We start from the raw sequence: 23,761 nt of genomic DNA, 5'->3' as shown, positions 1-23,761 counted from the left end.
TCACCGCTGGCCACGATGGACGGCGTCGCGTCAGCGCACCGCCCGGACGCCCCAGGAGGGCGATGTCACGGGTGTCCGGCCCGATCTCAGCGGTCGCGGCCCATCACGGTTTCGAGAGGAAGATCCGGTCGTGTACCCGCATCGCCAGCCCCCGGACGGTCCGCGCCACGCGGTCCTGACCACCATCGCCTCGGACTCGCACACCTGGAACCTGCTCTTCCTCCAGCTCCTGCTGGAGGAACAGGGCTGGGAGGTCACCAATCTCGGCGCGTGCGTCCCGGTCGATGTGCTGATCGAGGAGGTATCGGCCCGTACGCCCGGCCTCGTCGTCGTCAGTACGGTCAACGGGCACGGTGCCGAGGAGGCCCCGGGGCTGGCCCGCGCGGTGCGCGCCGTACCGGCACTGGCCGGGGTGCCGCTGGTCGTCGGCGGCAAGCTGGACACCTCGGGCACGCTCGCCCCGGAGGTCCATGCCGCGCTCACCGACGCCGGCTTCGACGCCGTCCTGACCGGCCCGAACGCGGTCCCCGGGCTGCTCGCCCTGCTCGACGCCCTGCCCCAGCACCGGCCCGGAAAGCCGCACGCCGATGTCGTCGGCTGAACCCGCCCCCGCCGGTGGCGCCTTCCACCGTTTCATGGCCGACCCCGCCCGTACCGGTGGCCTCGTCGTGCAGCCCCGCATGGGCTTCGCCGACCCCGCCAGGATGCGTGCCGGTCTGATCGCCACCCGGGGCGCCGACGCCACCACGGTCGGCACCCTCACCCTGGACAGCTTCACCCGCGTCGGCGACTACGCGGCCGCCGCCCGCGCCGTCGCCCAGGGCCACCACCTCAACGGCTATCCGCTGGTCAGCATGGCCGTCGAGACCACCACCGGTCTTCTCGACGGCGTCCACGGCCCCGGTTTCCCCGTCCAGGTACGGCACGGCTCCGCGCAACCCGGCCGGATCGTCGAATCGCTCGTCGCGGCCGGACTCGACGCCACCGAGGGCGGCCCCGTCTCCTACTGCCTGCCCTACGGCCGCACCCCGCTGGCCACGTCGATCCGGGCCTGGGCCGATGCGTGCCGCAGCCTCGCCGCACTGCGCGAGGCCGGCACCGAACCCCATCTGGAGACCTTCGGCGGCTGCATGCTGGGCCAGCTCTGCCCGCCGTCCCTGCTCGTCGCCCTCTCCGTGCTGGAGGCCGTGTTCTTCCGCCGGCACGGTCTGCGCAGCGTCTCCCTCAGCTACGCCCAGCAGACCGACCGCGAACAGGACGAGGAGGCCCTCCACGCCCTGCGCGCCCTCGCCGCCGACCATCTCCCGGACGTCTCCTGGCACGTGGTCGTCTACACGTACATGGGCGTCTACCCGGAGACCTGGGACGGTGCGCTGCGGCTGGTGGCGGACGCCGCCCGGCTCGCCGTGCGCACCGGCGCGACCCGGCTCATCGTCAAGACACCGGCGGAGTCGGCCCGTATCCCCACCGTCGAGGAGAACGTCGTCGCGCTGGAGACCGCCGCCGCGGCCGCCCGGACCACGCGTCCGGCCGCTCCGCCCCCGTCCACCGGCATCGAGGCGGAGGCCCGCTCCCTCGTCGAGGCCGTCCTGCACCTGCACGACGACATCGGGCAGGCCCTGGTGCGCGCCTTCGCCCACGGCTATCTCGACGTCCCGTTCTGCCTGCACCCCGACAACGCGGGGCGCACCCGCAGCTTCATCTCCGACCACGGTCGGCTGGAGTGGTCCCGCACCGGGTCGCTCCCGCTCGGCCGCCCCACCGCCGCACGGCCGTCCGGGCGGCTGACCTCGTCCGGACTGCTCCAGGCGCTCAACCATGTCAGGAACCGCTACGACGTCCCCGCCGCCGCCCGCCTCGACAGGGCGAGCTGATCCGAGCGGCCCCCGCCCCGGCGCCCCTCCGCCACCGATGGCGGGTGCCCCGGCCCGGCAACGACAGGAACAGGACACGACAGACATGACACTCCAGATGGATCACCCGTCAACCTCCGGGGCCGCGCTGCCCACGCCGTTGGAGCACCTGCGCGACCCGCGCACCCGGGCGGCCCTGCGCGTCCAGCAGGCGCTCGTGGCCGGTGCCCGTTCCTTCCTGCGCTCCGACGGGGCCGTGGAGATGGCCCACCCGGTCATCGGCCCCGTCACCGACCCCGGCTCGCGCGGCGCCAAGCAGGTGGACGTCGACTACTACGGCCACCGCTACAAGCTGATGACCAGCGCCATCCTGTACAAGCAGGCGTCGCTGCTGGCCTTCGACCGCATCTTCCTCGTCGCGCCCAACGTCCGCCTCGAACCCGTCGAGACCAGCGGCACCCACCGCCACCTCACCGAGTTCCGGCAGATCGACGTCGAGTACGCGGGCGCCGGCCGGGACGACGCCATGGGCGTCGCCGAACAGCTGGTGCGCCACGCCGTGACCGCCGTCGTCGACGAGTGCGGCGATGACCTCGCCGTCCTCGGCCGCGACCCGGAGACCCTGCGCCGCCACGTGGCCCGGCCGTTCGCCCGGGTCCCGCACGGTGAGGTCGTCGACGCCCTGCGCCGCGACGGGTACCCGCAGGCCGCGGGTACCGAGATCGAGTGGGAGGCCGAGGAGCGGATCTCCCGCCGGGCCGACGCCCCGTTCTTCGTCGTCGGCTACCCCAAGGGCTCCCGCGGCTTCTACGACAAGGAGAGCCCGGACGAGCCCGGCACCCTGCTCAACTTCGACCTCATCGCCCCCGAGGGCTGCGGCGAACTGTGCAGCGGCAGCGAACGCGAGTACGAGTACGCGGCCCTGGTCACCCGGATGCGTGAAACCGGTGAGAACCCCGCCAAGTACGCCTGGTATCTGGACGTCGCCCGGCACGGCATCCCCAGCAGTGCCGGCTTCGGCATCGGTCTGGAGCGCCTGACCCGCTGGGTCACCGGCCTGGACTCCGTCTGGCGGACCACGGCCTTCCCGAAGATCGCGGGGGTCGTGTCGCCGTGACCCAGCTGGCTGCCCCCGGCCTGCCCGAGGAATCCATCCGGGCCCGGGCCCGTGACGGCGCCGCCGCCGTCTTCCCCCCTGCGGACCGCTACGGCACGGCGGTCTTCGGCGCCGACCCCGAATCCGGCGGCGACGAGATCGACCGGCTGCGCCTGGCCCCGCCCGTCTTCATGCCGGGCCGCCTGGCCAAGCTCATCGATCTCGGCCGCGAACCCCTCTACTCCGACGTCGTCCTCGACACCGCGCTCGGTGGATTCACCGCCCCGCTGCCGGTCTACGTGTCGGCGCTCGGCTCCACCCGCGTCACCGGCACCGGGCTCGCCCTGAGCCGCCAGGCCGGACGACTCGGCATCCCCATGGTCATCGGCGAGAACGTCGCCCCCATGAACGGCTTCCGCTCCAGCGGCGACGACCACCGCAAGGGCCTGCTGGAACGTGTCCAGGCGTACTGCGAGGAACTTCCCGACGGCGTGGGCGGCATCTGCGTCCAGCAGAGCACCGAGGACGCCGACTCCGAGGTCTGGAACCAGGTCTACAGCGAACCCGCCGTCACCGGCCTCCTGACCACCGGCCGCCTCGGCTTCGAGCTCAAGACCGGCCAGGGCGCCAAGCCCGGCCTCGGCGGCCTCACCATGATCAGCGAGGCGGTCGCGGCCGACCTCGCCGGACAGTACGCCGTCGAGCGACTGGGCCCCGGCGCCTCCTCGGTCCTGCGCTGCGCGAGCCCGGGCACCTTCACCGACGAGATCTTCCGCCGGCAGATCCAGCTCATGCGCAACAACTACCCGCGCGCCCGTTGCTGGGTGAAGCTCTTCCCCGGCCGCGACGTCGGCCGGGCCGCCGCCATCGCCTGGGACGCCGGTGCCGACGCCGTCACCGTCGACGGTGCCGAGGGCGGAACCGGCTGGGCCCCGACCGGCTTTCTCGGCCACGTCGGGCTGCCGCTCGCCGAGTGCCTGCGCCGCGTCGACCCCGCCGGCCGTACCCTCCTCGCCAGCGGACGGGTCTGGGACGGCCTCCGCGCCGTGAAGCTGCTCGCCCTCGGCGCCCGTGCCGTCGGCCTCGGCCGCGCCGCGCTGATCGCCGCCGACGAGGACCCGGAGCACGGCCTCGAACGCCTGCTGGACGCCATGGCCCTGGAACTGCGGATGGCCGTCAGCGCACTGGGCCGTTACGCGGCGGAGGAGACCGGCCCCGAAGACCTCTGGGAGCCCCGGCCATGATCTACGAGCACACCTACGAGCTGGTCACCGACGACCTCTTCGTCCAACTGCCCCGGATGGTGCCCGGCTCGGACCTCTTCCTGAAGATCGAGGGCCTCAACCCGGCCGGCTCGGTCAAGCTGAAGACCGCGCTGAGTCTCGTCGAGGACGCCGAGCACCGCGGCGTCCTCACACCGGGTGCCCGCGTCATCGAGTCCTCGTCAGGAAACCTCGGCATCGCCCTCAGCTCGATCTGCGCCACCAAGGGCTACCACTTCACCTGCGTCGTCGACCCGAACACCAACGCCACGAGCATCGACCACATGCGCGCCCTGGGCGCCGAGGTGGTCGTCGTCGACACCGTCGACGCCAACGGCGGCTTCCTCCAGTCCCGCATCGCCCACATCCGACGCCGCGTCGAGGCGGACCCGGCCGTGGTCTGGCTCAACCAGTACGCCAACCCGGCCAATCCGCGGGCCCATTACGAACAGACCGCGCGCACCCTGCTCAAGACGGTCCAGCATCTCGACTACCTGTTCATCGGGGTCGGATCCACCGGCACGTTCGTCGGCTGCGCGCAATATCTGCGCGAGTTCTCGCCGCACACCCGGATCGTCGCCGTCGACGCCCTCGGCTCCGTCCTCTTCGGCGCCCAGCCCGGCCCCCGGCACATCCCCGGCCTGGGCGCCAGCCGCGTCCCCGAACTCTTCGAACCCGAGCTCGCCGACGACATGGTGCTGATCGCCGAGAAGGACGCCGTACGTGAGTGCCGACTGCTCGCGCGCACCCACGGCCTGCTCACCGGCGGCTCGACCGGATCGGTCCTCGCCGCCATACGCCGCCGCGCCGACACCATCCCGGCCGGATCCCGCGTCGCCGCGATCTCCCCGGACCTCGGCGAGCGCTACCTCGGCACGGTCTACAACAACGACTGGGTCGAGCGGAACTTCGGCGCCCTCACCTGAACCCGCACGCACGCACGCACGCACGCACGCACGCACGCGAAAGGCAACCACCGATGTCAGCCTTCCACGTCATCGACGGCTCCGTCGCCCAGGACGTCATCGGCTCCGCGCCGTCGGACATCCTGGACATCGTGCGGGAGACATACCTCCAGCACAGCCACGGGGCCACCGTGAACCCCAACAGCTACTTCCTGCGCTTCCCGCACGATCCCGGCGCCCGGATCATCGCCCTCCCCGCCCACCTCGGCGGCGACGCACCGGTCTCCGGCCTCAAGTGGATCGCCAGCTACCCGCAGAACGTGGACCAGAACCTGCCGCGCGCCTCCGCCGTCCTGCTGCTGAACGACGCCGCGACCGGCTACCCGTTCGCCTGCCTGGAGGCGTCCGGCATCAGCGCCGCCCGCACCGCGGCGTCCGCCGCGCTCGCCGTGGAGACCCTCGCCGACGGGGACGGCCCGAAGACCGTTCTCTTCGTCGGCGCCGGCGTCATCGCCCGGACCGTCTCCGACTTCCTCGCGGCGCGCACCACCGAGGTCCGCGAGTGCCTGGTCCACGACCACGTCGACGCGTACGCCGAGACCTTCGCCGCGTACACCGCCGACACCCACGGCTGGCAGGCCCGCGCCGTGGACCGGATCGACGAGGCCCTGGCCGCAGCCGACCTGATCGTCCTCGCCACCACCGCACCGGAACCCTGGCTGACGGACCGGCATACCCTCCGGCCCGGCCAGCTCGTCCTGAACCTGTCGCTGCGCGACATCCACCCCACCGTCATGATCAAGTGCCATAACGTCCTGGACGACCTGGACCACTGCCTCACCGCGCGGACCTCGCCCCATCTGACGGAGCTGGAGTACGGCACGCGCGACTTCATCGACGGCACCCTGGCCGACGTGCTCCGCGGCGATGTGACCCTGGCCCACGACCGCCCCACCGTCTTCTCCCCGTTCGGCCTCGGCGTCCTCGACCTGGCCGTCGGCCACCACATCTACCGGACCGCCCTGCGCACCGGGCGGGCCACCGAGATACCGGGCTTCTTCCCGGAGCTGAAGCGCTGGTGAACCGGGCGGCCCCGGCCGCGATGCCCGAAGCCCCGGCCCACGGCCCCGCCACACACGGCGGGACCAGGGGGCCGGGGCTTCGGCTTGTGCGCCGAACGGGTACGGGGCTGCCGGCCGGGCCCGTACCGGGCAGTGAGCCGAGCTGGACACCGTCCCCGACGACTTCACCGAGGCCCTCCGGCAGGGCGACACCCAGGGGCAGGCTCCTGCCGGGATCCGTTCAAGGTTCCTCCGGGACCCGTTCAAGCTTTGTCCGGGGGCCGGGAGCGAAGCCCTTCGGCCCGGATCGCCGGGGCGTGCAGCGGGGCATGCGTCGAGACAGGGGCGGGACATGCGGCAAGGCCGGCGAGGAAGCCTCGCAGGATGTCCTGCCGTGACTGGCACGACACCCTGTCAGCTCCTCGCCGGCCCTGTACCGCGGCGGCGGTCCGTACTCAGATCCGCTGCAGATCCCGCTCCCTGGTGGCGGGTCCGGCCGACACGGCAAGGCCGAACTCGGCTACTACGGCGTTCAGTTGATCGGCGCCCCTCACCATCTCCATGTGCCGGCCCGGCATCGCCCGCTGGGCCAGTCCTGAGGGGTAGAGCCCGTGCCAGTGGGCGAGGTAGCGGGCCTCCGGCACCTCGTCGCCGCTGCCGTCGCGCACCGTGTCGCTGACGAACAGCGTCGCCCTGGCCGCCGAGCGACCGGGCCGGTAGGCGGCGAGCGAGCGCACCTCGGCCTCCAGTACCGCGTAGGGGAGCCATTCATCGAGCGTGACGAGGTTCTCGTCGAGGTTCATCTCCGGAGCGAGCCTCCGCAACTCCTGCTCCGTTGCGGCGCGTTCGGTACCCCGCTCGTCCTGGCCGCGCCGCCACAGCTCGTCCACCCGGCGGTACACCTCGGCGTGGCGCTGGAAGCGCGCCCGCTGGTCGTCGCCGGTGACCGCCGGTTCCAGCAGATAGAGACCGGCCACCTCCTCCGGCGCCTGCTCCCCCATCGCATGGGCGATCACCGCGCCGGTCGACCATCCGAGGAGGGTGCACGGCCCCGTGGGCTGCACCCGGCGGATCTCCCGCCAGTACCGCTCCGCGATCGACTCGATGCCGACGAGAGGCGCCTCGCCCGCGTTCAGCCCCGGAGCCTGGACGCCGTACACGGTGAACCGGCCCGTAAGGCATCGCGCGAGGGCCCGGTACGGATGGGTGCTGCCGCCGCCCGGGTGCACGCAGAAGAGAACGGGCAGCTCCGGGTCCACCGCGGACGAAAGGAGCACCACCAGCCCGGCCGACGCCGCCTGCGGGACATCCAGTGCGCCCGCCAGCTGGGCCACCGTCGGGTGCCGCACGAACTGCTGAAGGGCGACGTCGAGACCGGCTTCCCGCAGCCGAGAGACCGCCCGGACAGCGCTGATCGACTGTCCGCCGAGTTCGAAGAAGTTGTCGTGGATGCCGATGGTGTCGATGCCCAGGACGTCGGTCCAGACAGCGGTGATGGTCTCCTCGGTCGAGTTGCGGGGTGCGGTGTAGGTGGTGTCGAGGTCGGGGCGGTCGTGGTCGGGGACGGGAAGGGCCTTGGTGTCGACCTTCCCGTTGGGCGTCAGAGGCAACTCGTCCAGGAGCACATACGTGCTGGGAACCATGTACTCGGGCAACTGCTCCTGGAGATGGGCACGGAGCTCACGCACACCGGGACCGCGCCCGGGAACGGGAACCACGTAGGCGACCAGGCGCTTGTCCCCCGGCGTGTCCTCGCGGGTGATGACCGCGGCGGTGTGGATGTCGGGGTGGGCGGTGAGAGCGGCCTCGATCTCACCGAGCTCGATCCGGTACCCCCGCAACTTGACCTGGTTGTCGATCCGCCCGACGAACTCCAACGTCCCGTCCGCCCGCCACTTCACCAGATCCCCCGTCCGATACGTCCGCGGATCCGGCCACGGCGGCGTCAACGGATTCGGGATGAACCGCTCCTCGGTCAGCTCCGGCCGATTGTGATAATGCCGGGCCAGACAAATACCCCCGAGCAACGCATGCCCCGGAACACCCACAGGCGCCGGCTGATTGTGATGATCCAGAACATACGCGGTGGTGTTCGTGATCGGCCGGCCCAACGTCGTCGTGCCACCATGCGGATCCGGCGCCGTCGTCAGACTCATCACGTTCGCCACCGAACCCTCGGTCGCACCGTACTCATTGCTCACCGTCGTCCGCGTACTGCTCGCCCCCAACAACCGGGCCACCAACCCCGGCGAAAGACTCTCACCCCCCGCAACGATCGTCCCGATGCAATGCCGCGCACCACGACCCTCCAAATGCGCCGCCAACACCTCCAAATGCGACGGCGTCGCCTTCAAGAACCCGATCGGCACATTCGAACACACCAGATCGATCGCCGCATCGAACGCCGTTTCGCCCGCCCCGGGCACCGGAATCACCAACCGCCGACCCTGGATCAACGGAAGGAACAACGCCGTGATCGTCAGATCGAACGCCACCGACGAATACAACACCGACCCCACACCACCCACACCCGGCGCCGGATAATTCTCATCACACCAGTGCAGATAATTCACCACACCCCGATGCTCCAGAGCCACCCCCTTCGGCCGCCCCGTCGAACCCGACGTATAAATCACATACGCCAGATCATCCACCGAACCCACCACCCCCAGATCCACCACCGAACCCTCCGGCCACCCCACATCCACCAGAAGACGCGGAAAACCCTCCGGAACACGGTCGTCCAACACCGTGCTGGTGATCACCAGCGAAGCATCCGAATCCTCGACCATGTACGCGATCCGATCCACCGGATACTCCGGATCCAACGGCACAAAAGCAGCCCCCGCCTTCAAAACCCCCAGCAACACCGCCACCAGCTCCGGCGAACGATCCAGACACACCGCGACCAACGAACCCGCCCCCACACCCGCACCACGCAAATGATGAGCAAGCCGATTCGCCCGCGCATTCACCTCACCGAACGACCACTCACACCCCCCGAACGAAACAGCAACCGCATCCGGATCAACCGCCACACGCTCCTCAACAAGCCCATGAACACTCGCCCCATCCGGATACGGACCCACCACACCATTCCACTCCACCAACACCTCCCGCCGCTCATCCACCGTCAGCATCTGGAGGTCGCCGATGCGTGCGCCGGGCGCGTCCACTACTGAGGTCAGCAGGGTTTCGAGGTGGCCGGCCATCCGCTCGATCGTCTTCGCGTCGAATCTGCTCCGGTCATAGACGAAGCGGAACTCCAGTGCCCGGCCGGCCGATACCACGAGGGTCAGCGGGTATCCGGTGCGCTCCACGCAGTTGATCAGACGCCGGGTCAGCCTCTCGGGGAAGTCCGAGGGCTTCTGCACCACCGGGTAGTTCTCGAAGACGAGGATGGATCGGAAAAGTGGCTCGCCGCGGGGGATCCTGCTGTGCTTCTGCACGTCGACGAGGTGGCAGTACTCCCACTGCCGCATCTCCAGTTGCTCGTCCTGGAGGTCCCTCAGCCACTCGGAGACGACCAGGTCGCCGGTGAGGCGGCCGCGCACCGGCAGCGTGTTGATGAACAGCCCCATCATCGAATCGACATCGGGCAGATCGATCGACCGGCCCGAGATGGTGGAGCCGAACAGCACCTCGTCCTGGCGGCTGTACCGCGAGAGCAGGATCGACCACAGACCCTGTACCAGGGTGTTCATCGTGACGCGCTGGGACTTGGCGTACTCCCGGGCCCGTGTGAAGAGCTCCGTGGAGGCGCACACCTCGAACTCGCCGACTCCCGTGTCCCCGGTGTCCCGGTCGACGTGCAGGGCGGTGGGTTCGGTGACGCCCGCGAGGTAGTCGGTCCAAAACGCCGCGGAGCCGTCGTCCTGCCGGGCGTTGAGCCACTCGATGTAGCGGCGGTAGGGAGCGGTCGCCGGCAGTTCGGCGGGAACACCGTCGAGCAGGGCGCGGTAGAGGGCGAACAGCTCCTTCTGGAGGATCTGCACGCTCCAGCCGTCGAGGAGGATGTGGTGGAACGACCAGACAACGATCCGGCGCTCTTCCTCCATCCGCAGCACGGTGACCCGGACCAGTGGGGCCCGCGAGAGGTCGAACCCCCGGTCCCAGTCCTCCGCCAGGAAGGCGCTCAGCCGTTCCTCCTGATCGGGCAGGCCGCGCAGGTCCCTCGTCTCGAAGGGGAGCGGAGCGCTGCGCTGCACCACTTGCACCGGCTCCGAGACCCCCTCCCACACGAACGCGCTGCGCAGGATCGAGTGCCGGTCGACGAGCTGCTGCCAGGCGCCCCCGAACAGCTTCTCGTCGAGCGGCCCCGAGAACTCCTCGGCCATCTGCACCATGTACGGGCGCGTGTCGGAAGTGTCCTCCAGCGAGTGGTACAGCATGCCGAACTGCAGGGGCGAGAGTCCGTAGACGTCTTCCACGTTGTGCGCGCTCATATCGAGAACCTCTTCAGGATCGCGGCCATGTCGGTCTCACCGACATCGGTGAGGGGAACGCCGGGGGTCTCCCGGCGGGCGTCGGCGGCTCCGTCCACGCTTCCGGCGATCAGCTCGCGCAGGTGGCCGACGACACCGTTGGCCAGGCGTTCCACGGTGTGCCGCTCGTGCAGCGCGGTCGAGTAGCTGATGTACAGCCCGAACGTGTCGCCTTCGACGGCCGCGGTCACGTCCAGTACGTTCCAGCGCATACCGTCCGGGCCGATCGAGTGGCCCTTCGACTCGTCGGGGCCGGCGTACCGGCCGATGCCCGGCAGCTCCCTGGTGAACTGCCCCAGGTAGTTGAAGTTCACTTCCGGAGTGGGCTGCCGGCGCAGTACGTCGGCCACGTCCGGGGCGCCGAGATGGCGCAGGATGCCGTAGCCGATGCCCTTGTTGGGGATCCGCGCCACCTGCTCGCGTACCGAGTCGAGCGAGGCCACCGGTCCCGTGGTTCCGGGGGCAAGGTGCAGTGCGACGGGGAAGACGGACGTGAACCATCCGACCGTTCGTGACAGGTCCACGTCCGGGAAGAGGTCCTCACGGCCGTGTCCCTCCAGGCCGATCAGGATCTCGTCGTCCCCCGTCCAGTCCCGCAGGGCGTGGGCCAGTGCGGTGAGCAACGCGTCGTTGATCCGGGTGCTGAAAGCCCGGGGCACGTCTCTCAGCAGGGCACGGGTCTCCTCGGGGCTGAGCGCCGCCGAGACGCTGGCGGCCGACCTCACGTCGTTGCGGCCGTCCCGGTCGCGCGGCACCCGACCGGCCGGTTTGGGCTCGGCCCAGTAGGCGTACTCGGAGCGCGCCTCGGCCGATTCCGCGAAGGCGCTCAACCGCTGGGCCCACGACCGGAACGACGTCGTCTTCGCCGGCAGCAGGGGCGCGAGGCCGGCAGCCCGCCGCTCGTAGCAGCTGCCCAGGTCCTCCAGGAGGACCCGCCAGGACACACCGTCGACCGCCAGGTGGTGTACGACGGTGAGCAACCGCTGTCCGCGCGTCGGCCCCAGTTCCAGCAGGGCGGCCCGCAGCAACGGCCCCTTGGCCAGGCCGAGGCTCTGCTGCGTCTCCTCCGCGATGTCCTGCGCCACCGACGCCAAGGACTCGTCCGGGACCCCGGACAGGTCGTGCACGTCGAGGATGTCGGTGTCCACGGTCTCGTCCAGGTACTGACGCCAGCCGTCGGGCCCGTTCACACAGCGCAGGCGCAGTGCGTCGTGGTGCTCCGTCAGGTCTGCCAACGCGAGCCGCAGCACGTCGGGGGCGAGTCCGTCGGTGACGAGCAGCTCGGCCTGGTTGAAGTGGTCGAACGTCGACAGGTCCTTCTCGAAGAACCAGTGCTGGATCGGTGTCAGCGGGACCTCGCCCGCCACTCGGCCCTGTTCCGCGTCGACCGAGGTGGCCGCGGCGGCGTGGACGGCGATCTCGGCAATCGTCTGGCTCTTGAAGATCTGCCGCGGCGTGAGGTGCACGCCGAACTTCTTGGCCCGGGCGATCATCTGGATGCTGACGATCGAATCCCCGCCGAGTTCGAAGAAGTTGTCGTGGATGCCGATGGTGTCGATGCCGAGGATCTCGGACCAGATCGCGGCAAGGGTGCGCTCGGTGTCCGTCCGGGGTGCGGTGTAGGTGGTGGCGAGGTCGGGGCGGTGGTGGTCGGGGGCGGGAAGGGCCTTGGTGTCGACCTTCCCGTTGGGCGTCAGAGGCAACTCGTCGAGGAGTACGTACATGCTGGGAACCATGTACTCGGGGAGCTGCTGCTGGAGGTGGGTGCGCAGTTGTTGTGTGGTGGGTGCGTTGCCGGGCGTCGCGACGATGTAGGCGACCAGCTGTTTACTGCCGGGTGTGTCCTCGCGGGTGATGACGGCCGTGGTGTGGATGCCGGGGTGCGCGGTGAGAGCGGCCTCGATCTCACCGAGCTCGATCCGGTACCCCCGCAACTTGACCTGGTTGTCGATCCGCCCGACGAACTCCAACGTCCCGTCCGCCCGCCACTTCACCAGATCCCCCGTCCGATACGTCCGCGGATCCGGCCACGGCGGCGTCAACGGATTCGGGATGAACCGCTCCTCGGTCAGCTCCGGCCGATTGTGATAATGCCGGGCCAGACAAATACCCCCGAGCAACGCATGCCCCGGAACACCCACAGGCGCCGGCTGATTGTGATGATCCAGGACGTACGCGGTGGTGTTCGTGATCGGCCGGCCCAGCGTGGTCGTGCCACCATGCGGATCCGGCGCCGTCGTCAGACTCATCACGTTCGCCACCGAACCCTCGGTCGCACCGTACTCATTGCTCACCGTCGTCCGCGTACTGCTCGCCCCCAACAACCGGGCCACCAACCCCGGCGAAAGACTCTCACCCCCCGCAACGATCGTCCCGATGCAATGCCGCGCACCACGACTCTCCAAATGCGCCGCCAACACCTCCAAATGCGACGGCGTCGCCTTCAAGAACCCGATCGGCACATTCGAACACACCAGATCGATCGCCGCATCGAACGCCGTTTCGCCCGCACCAGGCACCGGAATCACCAACCGCCGACCCTGGATCAACGGAAGGAACAACGCCGTGATCGTCAGATCGAACGCCACCGACGAATACAACACCGACCCCACACCACCCACACCCGGCGCCGGATAATTCTCATCACACCAGTGCAGATAATTCACCACACCCCGATGCTCCAGAGCCACCCCCTTCGGCCGCCCCGTCGAACCCGACGTATAAATCACATACGCCAGATCATCCACCGAACCCACCACCCCCAGATCCACCACCGAACCCTCCGGCCACCCCACATCCACCAGAAGAGACTCGACCCCACCAGGCAACCGGCCCACCAGATCCGAACTCGTCACGACCAATGACGCCCCCGAATCCTCGACCATGTACGCAATCCGGTCCACCGGATACTCCGGATCCAACGGAACAAAAGCAGCCCCCGCCTTCAAAACCCCCAGCAACACCGCCACCAGCTCCGGCGAACGATCCAGACACACCGCGACCAACGAACCCGCCCCCACACCCACACCACGCAAATGATGAGCAAGCCGATTCGCCCGCGCATTCACCTCACCGAACGACCACTCACACCCCCCGAACGAAACAGCAACCGCATCCGGATCAACCGCCACACGCTCCTCAACAAGCCGATGAACACTCGCCCCATCCGGATACGGACCCACCACACCATTCCACTCCACCAACACCTCCCGCCGCTCACCCACCGTCAACATGTTCAACTCCGACAAACGCGCCCCCGGAGCAACCGCCACCGACCCCACCAACGTCACCAAATGCCCCGCCAACCGCTCCACCGACACCCGATCGAACAAATCCGTCCGATACTCCAGGACGGCGCGCAGCCCGTCCGCCGACTCGACCGCCGTGAGCGTCAGGTCGAACTTGGCGACTCCGCGCTCGATCTCGACCGGTTCGGTCCGTGTGCCCGCCAGCTCCCATTCCTGGCCGTCCGCGCTTCCGGGCGCCTGAAGGACGAACATCGTCTGGAACAGGGGGTTGCGGGACAGATCCCGGTCCGGGGCGAGTTCCTCCACGAGGCGTTCGAAGGGCAGGTCCTGGTGGTCGTACGCACCGAGCGCGGTCTCCTTCACCCGGCCCAGCAACTCGACAAAGGTCGGATCGCCGGCGAGATCCGTCCGCAGCACCAGCGTGTTCACGAAGAAACCGATCAGCTCCTCCGTCTCCGCCCGGTTCCGACCGGCGACCGGGGTGCCCACCGCGATGTCGTCCTGCCGGCAGTAACGGGCCAGCACGATCTGGAAGACCGCCAGCAACGCCATGAACAGGCTCGCACCCTGCGCACGCGCCGTCTTCCGCAGCGCCTCCACCACCTCCGGCGGCACCGAGAAGGTGACCACGTCACCGCTGCCGCTCGGCTCCGTCGGACGCTGGTGGTCGGTGGGGAGTTCGAGCGGTGCCACATGGGCGAGGCGGCCGCGCCAGTACGCCAGCTGCCGCTCCAGGAAGTCCCCGCTGAGCTGCTCCCGCTGCCAGGCGGCGAAGTCCGCGTACTGAAGAGGCAGTTCGGGAAGCGAAGCCTCACGCCCCGCCACGGCGGCCGCGTACAGCTCACGCAGCTCACGGGCCAGGATCCCGGAGGACCACCCGTCCGACACGATGTGATGGGCCGTCAGAAGAAGGAAGTGGTCGTTCTCCGCGAGCCTCACCACGTCGGCCCGCAGCAGCCGTCCGGTCTCCAGGTCGAACGGGCGCGTCGCCTCCCGGCGCAGCACCTCGCCCGCGCGGGTCTCCGCGTCCGGCTCGGCCCGCAGGTCGTGGACGGTGACCTCCACCGGCCAGGGGGCACCGATCGCCTGTCGCGGGGCGCCGTCGGCGTCCGCCGGGAAGGCCGTGCGCAGCACCTCGTGCCGGGCCACCAGGCCCGAGAGTGCCGTGCCGAGCGCGGGTACGTCGAGTGCGCCGCGTACCCGGAGCACCGTCGGCACCAGGTACTCCGCGCTGTCCGGCGTCAGCCGGTCCAGGAACCACAGTCGCTGCTGCGCGAACGACAGCGGCAGCGGTCCGTCCTCCCGGTCGGCCCGTACGATACGGGCCGCTTCCGCGCTCCGCTTCATACGGGACAGCAGCCGTGCCTCGACCGAGCTCTCGCCCATGATGTTCCGTCCTCTTCGTCGTGTCGCGTGGGGAGTGGGGCCGCTGTTCAGGAATGCTGTTCCTGCGCGTCGAACAGTTCGATGAGCTGTTGTTTGATGCCGGTGACGGTCGGCGACTGGAAGAGACGTCGCAGTCCGATGCGGACTCCGGTCGCCGACTCGATCTGGTTGACGAGTTGGAGGGCGAGCAGGGAGTGTCCGCCGGCGTCGAAGAATCTCTCGTGGACGCCTACGCGTTCCACGCCGAGCACGGCGGCCATGATCCCGGCGATCTCCGCCTCGATCTCGTCGCGTGGCGCGGTGTAGCCGGCCGTGCTTTCGCCGGTGTTCCCGGGAGCGGGCAGTGCGGCGTGGTCGACCTTGCCGTTCCGGTTGAGCGGCAGTTCCGGCAGGATCGCGATCCCGGACGGCACCATGGCGCGGGGCAGGCGTTCGGCGGCCCACTCGCGCAGCACTCCGGCGTCCGCCGTGGCGTCGGGCGCGGGCACGCAGTAGGCGACCAGACGTTTGTCGCCCGGGGTGTCCTCCCGGACCACCACCGCGCAGGCTCCGACCGTGCCGTGGGTGAGGAGCGTCGCCTCGATCTCGCCGAGTTCGACCCGGACGCCGCGGAGTTTCACCTGCCGGTCCATCCGTCCCAGCAGGTCCAGTTCGCCGTCCGCGGTGAACCGGCCGAGATCGCCGGTACGGTACATCCGGCCGCCCCGGAACGGGTCGGCGACGAAGCGTCCGGCGGTGAGGTCGGGCCGCTGGTGGTAGCCGCGGCAGACGCTGTCGCCGCCGAGGTACACCTCGCCCAGGATGCCCGCGGGCACGGGCCGGAGGTCCGGGTCCAGGACGTACACGGTCTGGTTGACCATGGGGCGGCCCGCGAGGACCGGTGCGGCGGGGTCGGTGCGCGAGGCCCGCCAGTACGTGGTGTCGACCGAGACCTCGGTGGCGCCGTACAGGTTGATCAGGTCGCCGGGGAAGCGTTCGGTGAACCGGCTCACCAGCGTGGGCTGGAGCGGCTCGCCGCTGGCGAAGGCGTACCGCAGGTGGGTGCAGTCCTCGGGCCGTACCCCGGAGACGAACAGGTCCAGCAGGCTCGGCACGAAGTGCAGGCCGACCACGCGGTGGGCGCGCATCAGGCGGGACACCTCGGCCATGTCGAGCCGGTCGGATCCCGGCACCAGCACGACCGTGCCGCCCTGCCACAGGGGCCAGAAGATCTCGTACGCCGACACGTCGAAGGAGAGCGGTGTGGCCTGGAGGAAGCCCTCGCCCGGTGCGATCGGGAACGGGTGCTGCATGCCGGCCAGGTAGTTGACCACGCCGCGGTGTTCGGCGCGGACGCCCTTGGGGCGGCCCGTGGAGCCGCTGGTGTAGATCAAGTAGCAGAGGTCGCCGGGGGTCGCGAGGGGTTCCGGCGCGTCCGTGGGCAGGGTGTCCGGCAGATCGGCCGGGCGGTCAGCGATCAGCAGGTCCGGGCCGTCCGGCAGCAGTTCGGTATGGGCGGTGTCGGTGACGATCAGCGGCGTGCCGGAGTCCGCCACCAGGTACGCCAACCGTTCCGCCGGGTGCTCCGGGTCGAGTGGTACGTACGCGGCCCCGGCCTTCAGGATGCCGAGCAGGGTCCACACCATGGCGGGAGACCGTTCCAGGCAGACGCCCACGGGTACGTCCGGACCGATGCCGGGCACGGCGCGCAGGCGGTGGGCCAGTTGGTTGGCCCTCTCGTCGAGCCGGCGGTACGTCAGGGTCTCGGTGCCGCAGACGACCGCGACCGCGTCCGGGGCCTGGGCCGCGCGCTGCTCGAACAGCTGGTGCAGTGTTGTCGCCGGTACGGGTACGGCGGTGTCGTTCCACTCGGCGAGGACGCGGTGCCGCTCCGCCGCGTCCATCATCTCCACCTCGGACAGCACACTGTGCGGGCGGTTCGTGGCCGCGGCCAGCAGGTGGGTGAAGTGGCCGACGAGGCGGCGCGCGGTGTCGTCGGTGAAGAGGTCGTCCGCGTAGACGAGAGCACCGTCCAATGTGCCGTCCGCGGCCTCGGCGAGGTACATCGCCAGGTCGAACTTGGCGTCCCGGGCGGGGAGCTCGACGGGCTCCGCCGTGAGGCCCGGGAGGTTCCAGGCGTCCGCGCCCGGCGTGTTCTGGAGCGCGAACAGGGTCTGGAAGAGGGGGTTGCGGGAGAGGTCGCGGTCGGGGGCGAGTTCCTCCACGAGGCGTTCGAAGGGCAGGTCCTGGTGGTCGTACGCACCGAGCGCGGTCTCCTTCACCCGGCCCAGCAACTCGACGAAGGTCGGGTCCCCGGCGAGATCCGTCCGCAGCACTAGCGTGTTCACGAAGAAACCGATCAGCTCCTCCGTCTCCGCCCGGTTCCGACCGGCGACCGGGCTGCCCACCGCGATGTCCCGCTGCCCGCTGTAGCGGGACAGCAGGAGCTGGAAGACGGCCAGCAGGGTCATGAAGAGGCTCGCGCCGCTCTCCGCGGACACCGCTCGGGCGCGGGCGGCGACCTCGGCGGGGACGGAGAACCGGACCATCTCGCCGCGTCCGCCGCGTTCCGCCGGCCGGGGGTGGTCGGTCGGCAGTTCCAGCGGCTCCAGTTCTTCCAGCTGGTTCCGCCAGTAGGAGAGTTGCCGCTCCAGCGGCGCGCCGTCGAGCCAGGCGCGCTGCCACACGGCGTAGTCGGCGTACTGCACGGGCAGCGGGTCCGGGCCGGGTGCGCCGGAGCCGTGCGGGAGGGCTTCCGCGTACCGGGCGGACAGCTCGCGTACCAGCACCCCCACCGACCAGCCGTCGAAGGCGATGTGGTGCACGGTGACCGCCAGAACGTGCTCCTCGTCGGCCAGCCGCACCAGCAGTGCGCGCAGCATGGGCCCGGTGCCGAGGTCGATCGGTCGCAGTCCGTCCTCACCCAGTGCCTTCGCGAGGGCGTCCTCGCGGGTGGCCGCGTCGCCCGTCCGGCGCAGGTCCCGGACCAGCATCCGCACCGGCCGCGGCGGGTCGATGAGCTGTGCCGGGGAGCCCGTCGCATCCGTGACGAACCGGGTGCGCAGGACCTCGTGGCGTGCCACCACCGCGGTGAACGCGGCGTTCAGGGCGTCGATGTCGAGCGGTCCGTGGACCCGGAGGGCGAAGGGAAGCAGATACTCGGCGCGGCCCGGCTCCAACTGGTCGAGGAACCAGAGGCGTTGCTGGGCGAAGCTGAGGGGCGGCGGGCCGTCGTGGCGCGGTGCCGCCGGAATGCGGTCGGTTCCCGTGCCGTCGAGTCCGGTCACGGCGGCGGCCAGCAGTGCCGGGGTCGGTGCGCCGAACAGGGTACGCACCGGCACATCGGCGCCCAGTCGTCGGCGCAGCCGCGACGCGACCTGGGTGGCCAGCAGCGAATGCCCGCCCAGGGCGAAGAAGTCGTCGTGCACGCCGATCCGGTCGACACCCAGCACCTCGGACCACACCTCGGTCACCGTGCGCTCGATGTCCGTGCGCGGCTCGGTGTACGCGGCGTCCAGCCCGGACCGGTCGGAGGCGGGCGCGGGGAGGGCCCGGCGGTCGGTCTTGCCGTTCGGGGTGAGCGGGATGCGCTCCAGCGGCACGAACGCCGTGGGCACCATGTAGTCCGGCAGGTCGCGCTGGAGGTGGGCGCGGAGCGCGCTCGCGTCGAGGGGGCCCACGGGCACCACGTACGCAACGAGCCTCTGCACGCCGGGGACGTCCTCCCGCAGGACGACGGTGGCGCCGTTGACCGTTGGGTGGGTGAGCAGCGCCGCTTCGATCTCGCCCGGTTCGACGCGGTAGCCGCGCAGCTTGACCTGGTTGTCGGAGCGGCCGACGAACTCCAGCCGCCCGTCCGGCATCCACCGGGCGAGGTCGCCGGTGCGGTAGACACGTCGCGGTGTGCCGTCCACGTCCACGACGGTGAACTTCTCGGCGGTCAGCTCGGGCCGGTTCAGGTAGCCGCGGGCCAGCCCGGGGCAGCCGATCCACATCTCGCCCGGGACGCCCACCGGAACCGGCCGGCCGTGGGGGTCGACGACGAACACCTTCGCGTTGGCGACCGGCCGGCCGATCGGGACCCGGTCGACGGGGCCGTCGATCCTGGCGGTCGTCGCCTCCTGAGCGGCCTCCGAGGGGCCGTAGCCGTTGACCAGGGGCACCGCGCAGTGCCGGAACCACTGCCGGACCTGCTCCCGCTGGAGCGCCTCGCCGCCGAGCCGGACCAGCCGCAGTTCCGGGCCCAGCGCCTCCGGTCCGTCCAGGTCGGCGGCGAGCGCCCCGAAAGCGGACGGGGTGAGCCAGGCCACCGTGACCCGGTGCTCGCGCAGCGCCGCCGCCAGCCGGCCCGGGTCCCAGGTGTCGTCACGCAGGACGAGGCCCGCCCCGGAGACGAGCGGGGCGAACATCTGGCCCACCGACGAGTCGAACGCGATCGAGGCGAACTGGAGGACCCGGTCCTCGGGGGTGAACCCCAGCTCGCGGCAGGTCTCCCGCATCCGCGCGCGCAGTGCGCCGTGGGTGATCTGCACGCCCTTGGGGCGGCCGGTGGAACCGCTGGTGTAGATCACGTAGGCCACGTCGTCCGGACCGGCCTGGACCACCGGACCCGCGGAGGTCTCCGGGCCGGCCGGAGTGGTGTCCGGCCGGTCCCCGTCCAGCAGCAGCGTCGGGACGCCGGAGGGCAGGCGGCCGGTGTGCGTGGTCTGGGTGACGATCAGCGGGGCGCCGCTGTCCTCGACCATGTAGGCGAGCCGGTCCGTGGGGTAGTCCGGGTCCAGCGGCAGGTAGGCCGCCCCGGCCCGGTGGATGCCGAGCAGCGCGCACACCATGTCCGTGCCCCGGTCCAGGCAGACCGCGACGAGGGTGCCCGGTCCGGCGCCGCGCTCGCGCAGCCGGTCGGCTATCCACCCGGCCCGCTCGTCGAGCCGGTGGTAGGTCAGCCGGTCGGTTCCGCAGATCACGGCTGTCGCGTCGGGCCGCCGGGCGGCCTGCTCCTCGATCAGCCGGGGCACGGTCACCGTGTCCGGGGCGTCGGTGTCGGCGCCGTTCCACTCGCCGAGGATCGTCCGGCGTTCGGCGGCGGTCAGCATCGTGAGCTCGGAAAGCCGGGCGTCCGGGGTGGCGCAGGCGGATTCCAGCAGCGTCCCGAAGTGCCCGGCGAGGCGCTCCATCGTGGCTTCGTCGAACAGGTCGGTGGCGTACACGATGGTGCCGTCCAGGGCGCCGTCGGCGGCCTCGGAGGTGTAGAAGGTGAAGTCGAACTTGGAGTCCTGGGCCGATACGTCGAGCTGCCGTACGGTCAGGCCCGGCAGGTCCCAGGACCGGCTGTCGGGGGTGTTCTGGAGGACGAACATCGTCTGGAAGAGCGGATTGCGCGACAGGTCCCGTCGTGGAGCCAGCTCCTCCACCAGGCGCTCGAAGGGCAGGTCCTGGTGGTCGTAGGCGCCGAGCGCGGTCTCCTTGACCCGGTCCAGCAGCTCGGCGAAGGTCGGGTCGCCGGACAGGTCGGTGCGCATGACCAGCGTGTTCACGAAGAAGCCGATCATGTTCTCGATCTCGGCGCGGTTGCGGCCCGCGATCGGGGTGCCCACCGCGATGTCCTCCTGGCCGCTGTAGCGCGACAGCACCGTCTGGAAGACCGCCAGCAGGGTCATGAACAGGCTCGCACCGGTCTCCTTGGAGACCCTGCGGGCGCCGTCGGCGGTCCGTGCCGGTACGCGGAAGGTGAGCATGGCGCCGTTGCCGCTGCGCCGCGCGGGGCGGCGGCGGTCGGTGGGCAGTTCCAGCGGCTCGGTGCCGGTCAGCCGGGCGCGCCAGTAGTCCAGCTGTTCCGCCAGCACCTCGCCGGTGAACCACTCGCGCTGCCAGACCGCGAAGTCGGCGTACTGGAGGGGAGGTTCGGGCAGGTCGGCGTCGGTGCCCGTGGTACGCGCGCCGTAGAGGGCGGACAGTTCCCGGGACAGCACCCCCACCGACCAGCCGTCGAAAGCGATGTGATGCACCGTCAGAGCAAGCAGGTGCTCCTCGTCGGCCAGCCGGATCAGCAGCGCACGCACCATCGGTCCGGTGCCGAGATCCATCGGCCGGAAGCCCTCGGTCTCCACGAGTGCGGCGGCCGCCGCCTCCTGCGCGTCCGGTCCGGCGACGGACCGCAGGTCGTGCACGGCGAGCGGCAGCGGCCGGGGCGGGTCGACGACCTGGCCGGGATCGCCGTCGTCGTCGCCGACGAAGCGGGTACGCAGCACCTCGTGCCGGCTCACCAGCTCGGAGAGGGAGGCGCGGAGCGCCGGGACGTCCAGCGGGCCGCTGATGCGCAGTCCCATGGGGATCAGGTACTCGGCCCGGCCGGGATCCAGCTGGTCCAGGAACCAGAGCCGGCGCTGCGCGAACGACAGCGGCAACGGCTGCCCGGACCGGGACGCACGGGGGATGGCCGGGACGTCGTCCGGCGCCCCGGGTGCCACGAGGGCCTCCATGGCGTCGGTCGCGCTCTCGGCGTCGAAGTCGGCCGACTCGAACAGCCTGCGGGCCCGCAGCAGCGCCTCCTGGGCGAGGAACGACGCCACCGACCGCACCGTCAGCGGCTCCGGCAATTCTTCCGCGCCGAATTCCGAACCGAATTCCTCCGCGATCCGGTGGGCCATTTCCGCCGCCTGCGCACGGGTACCGCCGAGCCGGAAGAATTCGTCGTCCGCCCCGGTCGCCTCCGCCCCGGTCGCCCCGGCGCCGAGCACCGCGTTCCACACTGCCGCGACGCGGGCTTCCGCAGGAGAGAGACCGCCCTTTTCGGCCCTCTGGCCAAGGGCCGCGGCCGCCATCGGCTTCGTCGTCATGTGTCCACCAGTTCCTCGTCGTCGACCGTCTGCGAAAACCCTTGGAAACTCAGCCGAATCCGATGCTCGCAGAGCGCTCTGGAGGAATGAACTGGTCACTTGTGCCCGCCGGGCGTGGCCGCTTCTGCCCTGGCCGCCGGGTACGGGAACGGGGCCGTACGGACGGTCCACCGCCCGTACGGCCCCGCTCCGACCCGGTCGCCTACGCGACTTCCCCGACCGCCTCCTTGGCGGGGGCCGGGGTCTCTCCGGGCGCGCTCGCGTCACCGTGCTCGCCCCCGGTCCGGGCGGGGGCCGTTGCGGGCGTCGTCCGCTTGCGCATGCCCGCCCACTCCCGGTTCATGGCCGGGACGCCGATGGCGACGAGGTAGAGTCCGCCGACGATCCACAACGCGCCGGAGGTGCCCACCGCCGTCACCAGCCCGGCACCCAGCAGTCCGCCGAAGGGGATGCCCGCCCAGGTGACGGCCTGGGCCAGCGTCTTGACCCGGCCCAGCAACGGAGTGGGGATCAGCTCGTACGTCACGGCCCCCACGATCGGGTTGACGAAGCCGGAGCCGAGGCCGCCCACGGCGAGCACCGCAAGGACCAGCCACAGGGGGGCGCCCGTGGCCATGGCGACGAAGCGCGGGACGCCGCCCAGTGTCAGGCCGATCAGGAAGACGGCCCGCCGGGGCAGCCGCTCGGCCACCCCCGCGGCGACGAGTGCGGCGACGATCGATGTGGCGGCGAAGACACTCACCACCAGGCCGATGGCGCCCGCTCCGTTGCCCGTCTCCTTCGCCCAGACCGGCAGCAGCACGGACATGAACGCCTGGTCGAGCAGGTTGGTCACGGCGAGCATGCACACGATGGACCGCAGCAGCTTGGCGTCGCGCAGGAACACGGCACCCTGACGCAGCCGGGAGAAGTAGCCCTCGACCTCGTCGACCGGCGTCTCGTGCGGCTCGGGCACCGGATCGCTGAGCGTGGTGGAGACGATGAGCGCCGACACACCGAACAGGCAGGCGGTGATCCACAGGGCGTAGAGGCTGCCGAAGGAGGCGACGACCACACCGGCGATGGCCGGTCCGATGGTCGTCGCGGTCCGTTCGACCGCCGTCGACAGTCCGGTGCCCCGTTCCAGCGGCACCCGGGCCGCGCGGGTGGCGGCGGGCACGAAGAGTCCCTTGGCCCCGTTGGCCGGGCCGTCCGCCGCCCCGACCACCGCCAGCAGCCCCAGCAGCAGGCCGAAGGACAGGTTTCCCGACATGTAGAGCAGTGGGGCGGCGGCCGTCGCCACGGTGGAGGCCAGGTCACCGGCGATGCTGATGCGTTTGGGGCCGACCCGGTCGATGATCGGCCCCGCCAGCGCCTGGGCGACCACGTAGGGGACTATCTGGCAGAAGGCGACCAGGCCGGTCTTGCCGACACTGCCGGTCGTCGTCAGGACGAACCAGGGCAGCGCGATCGAGAGCACACGGTTGGCCGACAGGGACGCCGCGTTGGCCGACAGCATGCCGACCAGTCCGCGCCAGACCCGGGGCCCGCCGTCCGGGGCGTCGGAGGTCTCCGGGGCGTCGACGGCGTCCGGGGCCGGTGGAGCGGGTGAGGCCGGTTCGGGGGTGTCACTGTCCGCCGCCCGCTGGGCGGCCGCGTGCCGAGAGGTCAT

Annotated in this window: 10 protein-coding genes; 6 read left to right on the top strand and 4 right to left on the bottom strand. The window is 70.7% G+C overall.

Annotated elements, in window-relative coordinates:
- The first annotated feature begins 130 nt into the window (after positions 1-130).
- The 6 genes from ACF08W_RS03625 (at position 131) to sbnB (ending at position 6,198) form a co-directional block, all read left to right on the top strand.
- Positions 131-601, top strand: coding sequence for a cobalamin B12-binding domain-containing protein (locus ACF08W_RS03625; RefSeq protein ID WP_385216071.1), 471 nt, complete (start codon positions 131-133; stop codon positions 599-601).
- A complete protein-coding gene (locus tag ACF08W_RS03620; RefSeq protein WP_392278265.1) occupies positions 588-1,874 on the top strand; it encodes a methylaspartate mutase in 1,287 nt (428 codons plus the stop codon). Before ACF08W_RS03625 ends, ACF08W_RS03620 begins: the two co-directional genes overlap by 14 nt.
- 97 nt (positions 1,875-1,971) lie before the next feature.
- Positions 1,972-2,970 (top strand): asparagine synthetase A, encoded by a 999-nt coding sequence (locus ACF08W_RS03615; protein WP_392278264.1) that lies wholly within the window; start codon positions 1,972-1,974, stop codon positions 2,968-2,970.
- Entirely contained in the window at positions 2,967-4,193 is a 1,227-nt protein-coding gene (locus tag ACF08W_RS03610; RefSeq protein ID WP_392278263.1) for a glutamate synthase-related protein, read from the top strand. Before ACF08W_RS03615 ends, ACF08W_RS03610 begins: the two co-directional genes overlap by 4 nt.
- Positions 4,190-5,137, top strand: coding sequence for a 2,3-diaminopropionate biosynthesis protein SbnA (gene sbnA / locus ACF08W_RS03605; protein WP_392278262.1), 948 nt, complete (start codon positions 4,190-4,192; stop codon positions 5,135-5,137). The genes ACF08W_RS03610 and sbnA overlap by 4 nt, the downstream gene beginning before the upstream one ends.
- Before the next feature lie 53 nt (positions 5,138-5,190).
- Positions 5,191-6,198 (top strand): 2,3-diaminopropionate biosynthesis protein SbnB, encoded by a 1,008-nt coding sequence (sbnB, locus tag ACF08W_RS03600; protein ID WP_392278261.1) that lies wholly within the window; start codon positions 5,191-5,193, stop codon positions 6,196-6,198.
- 434 nt (positions 6,199-6,632) lie between these two features.
- Here sbnB and ACF08W_RS03595 read toward each other — a convergent pair whose 3' ends face one another.
- From ACF08W_RS03595 to ACF08W_RS03580, 4 genes are all read right to left on the bottom strand, one after another.
- Complete coding sequence (locus tag ACF08W_RS03595) at positions 6,633-10,622, bottom strand: amino acid adenylation domain-containing protein (protein ID WP_392278260.1); 3,990 nt, start codon at positions 10,620-10,622, stop codon at positions 6,633-6,635.
- On the bottom strand, positions 10,619-15,256 hold the full coding sequence (locus ACF08W_RS03590) for an amino acid adenylation domain-containing protein (RefSeq protein ID WP_392278337.1): 4,638 nt from the start codon (positions 15,254-15,256) through the stop codon (positions 10,619-10,621). Before ACF08W_RS03590 ends, ACF08W_RS03595 begins: the two co-directional genes overlap by 4 nt.
- Positions 15,257-15,342: 86 nt before the next feature.
- The gene (locus ACF08W_RS03585) at positions 15,343-22,110 is read right to left on the bottom strand and encodes an amino acid adenylation domain-containing protein (protein WP_392278259.1); all 6,768 of its coding nucleotides are present in this window, start codon (positions 22,108-22,110) and stop codon (positions 15,343-15,345) included.
- A 202-nt stretch (positions 22,111-22,312) separates the two neighbouring features.
- On the bottom strand, positions 22,313-23,761 hold the full coding sequence (locus ACF08W_RS03580) for an MFS transporter (RefSeq protein WP_392278258.1): 1,449 nt from the start codon (positions 23,759-23,761) through the stop codon (positions 22,313-22,315).

It is taken from the genome of Streptomyces sp. NPDC015144 (assembly GCF_043079735.1).
In the GTDB taxonomy this organism is placed as follows: Bacteria; Actinomycetota; Actinomycetes; order Streptomycetales; family Streptomycetaceae; genus Streptomyces.
This window is presented reverse-complemented; position numbering and strand designations above follow the sequence as displayed.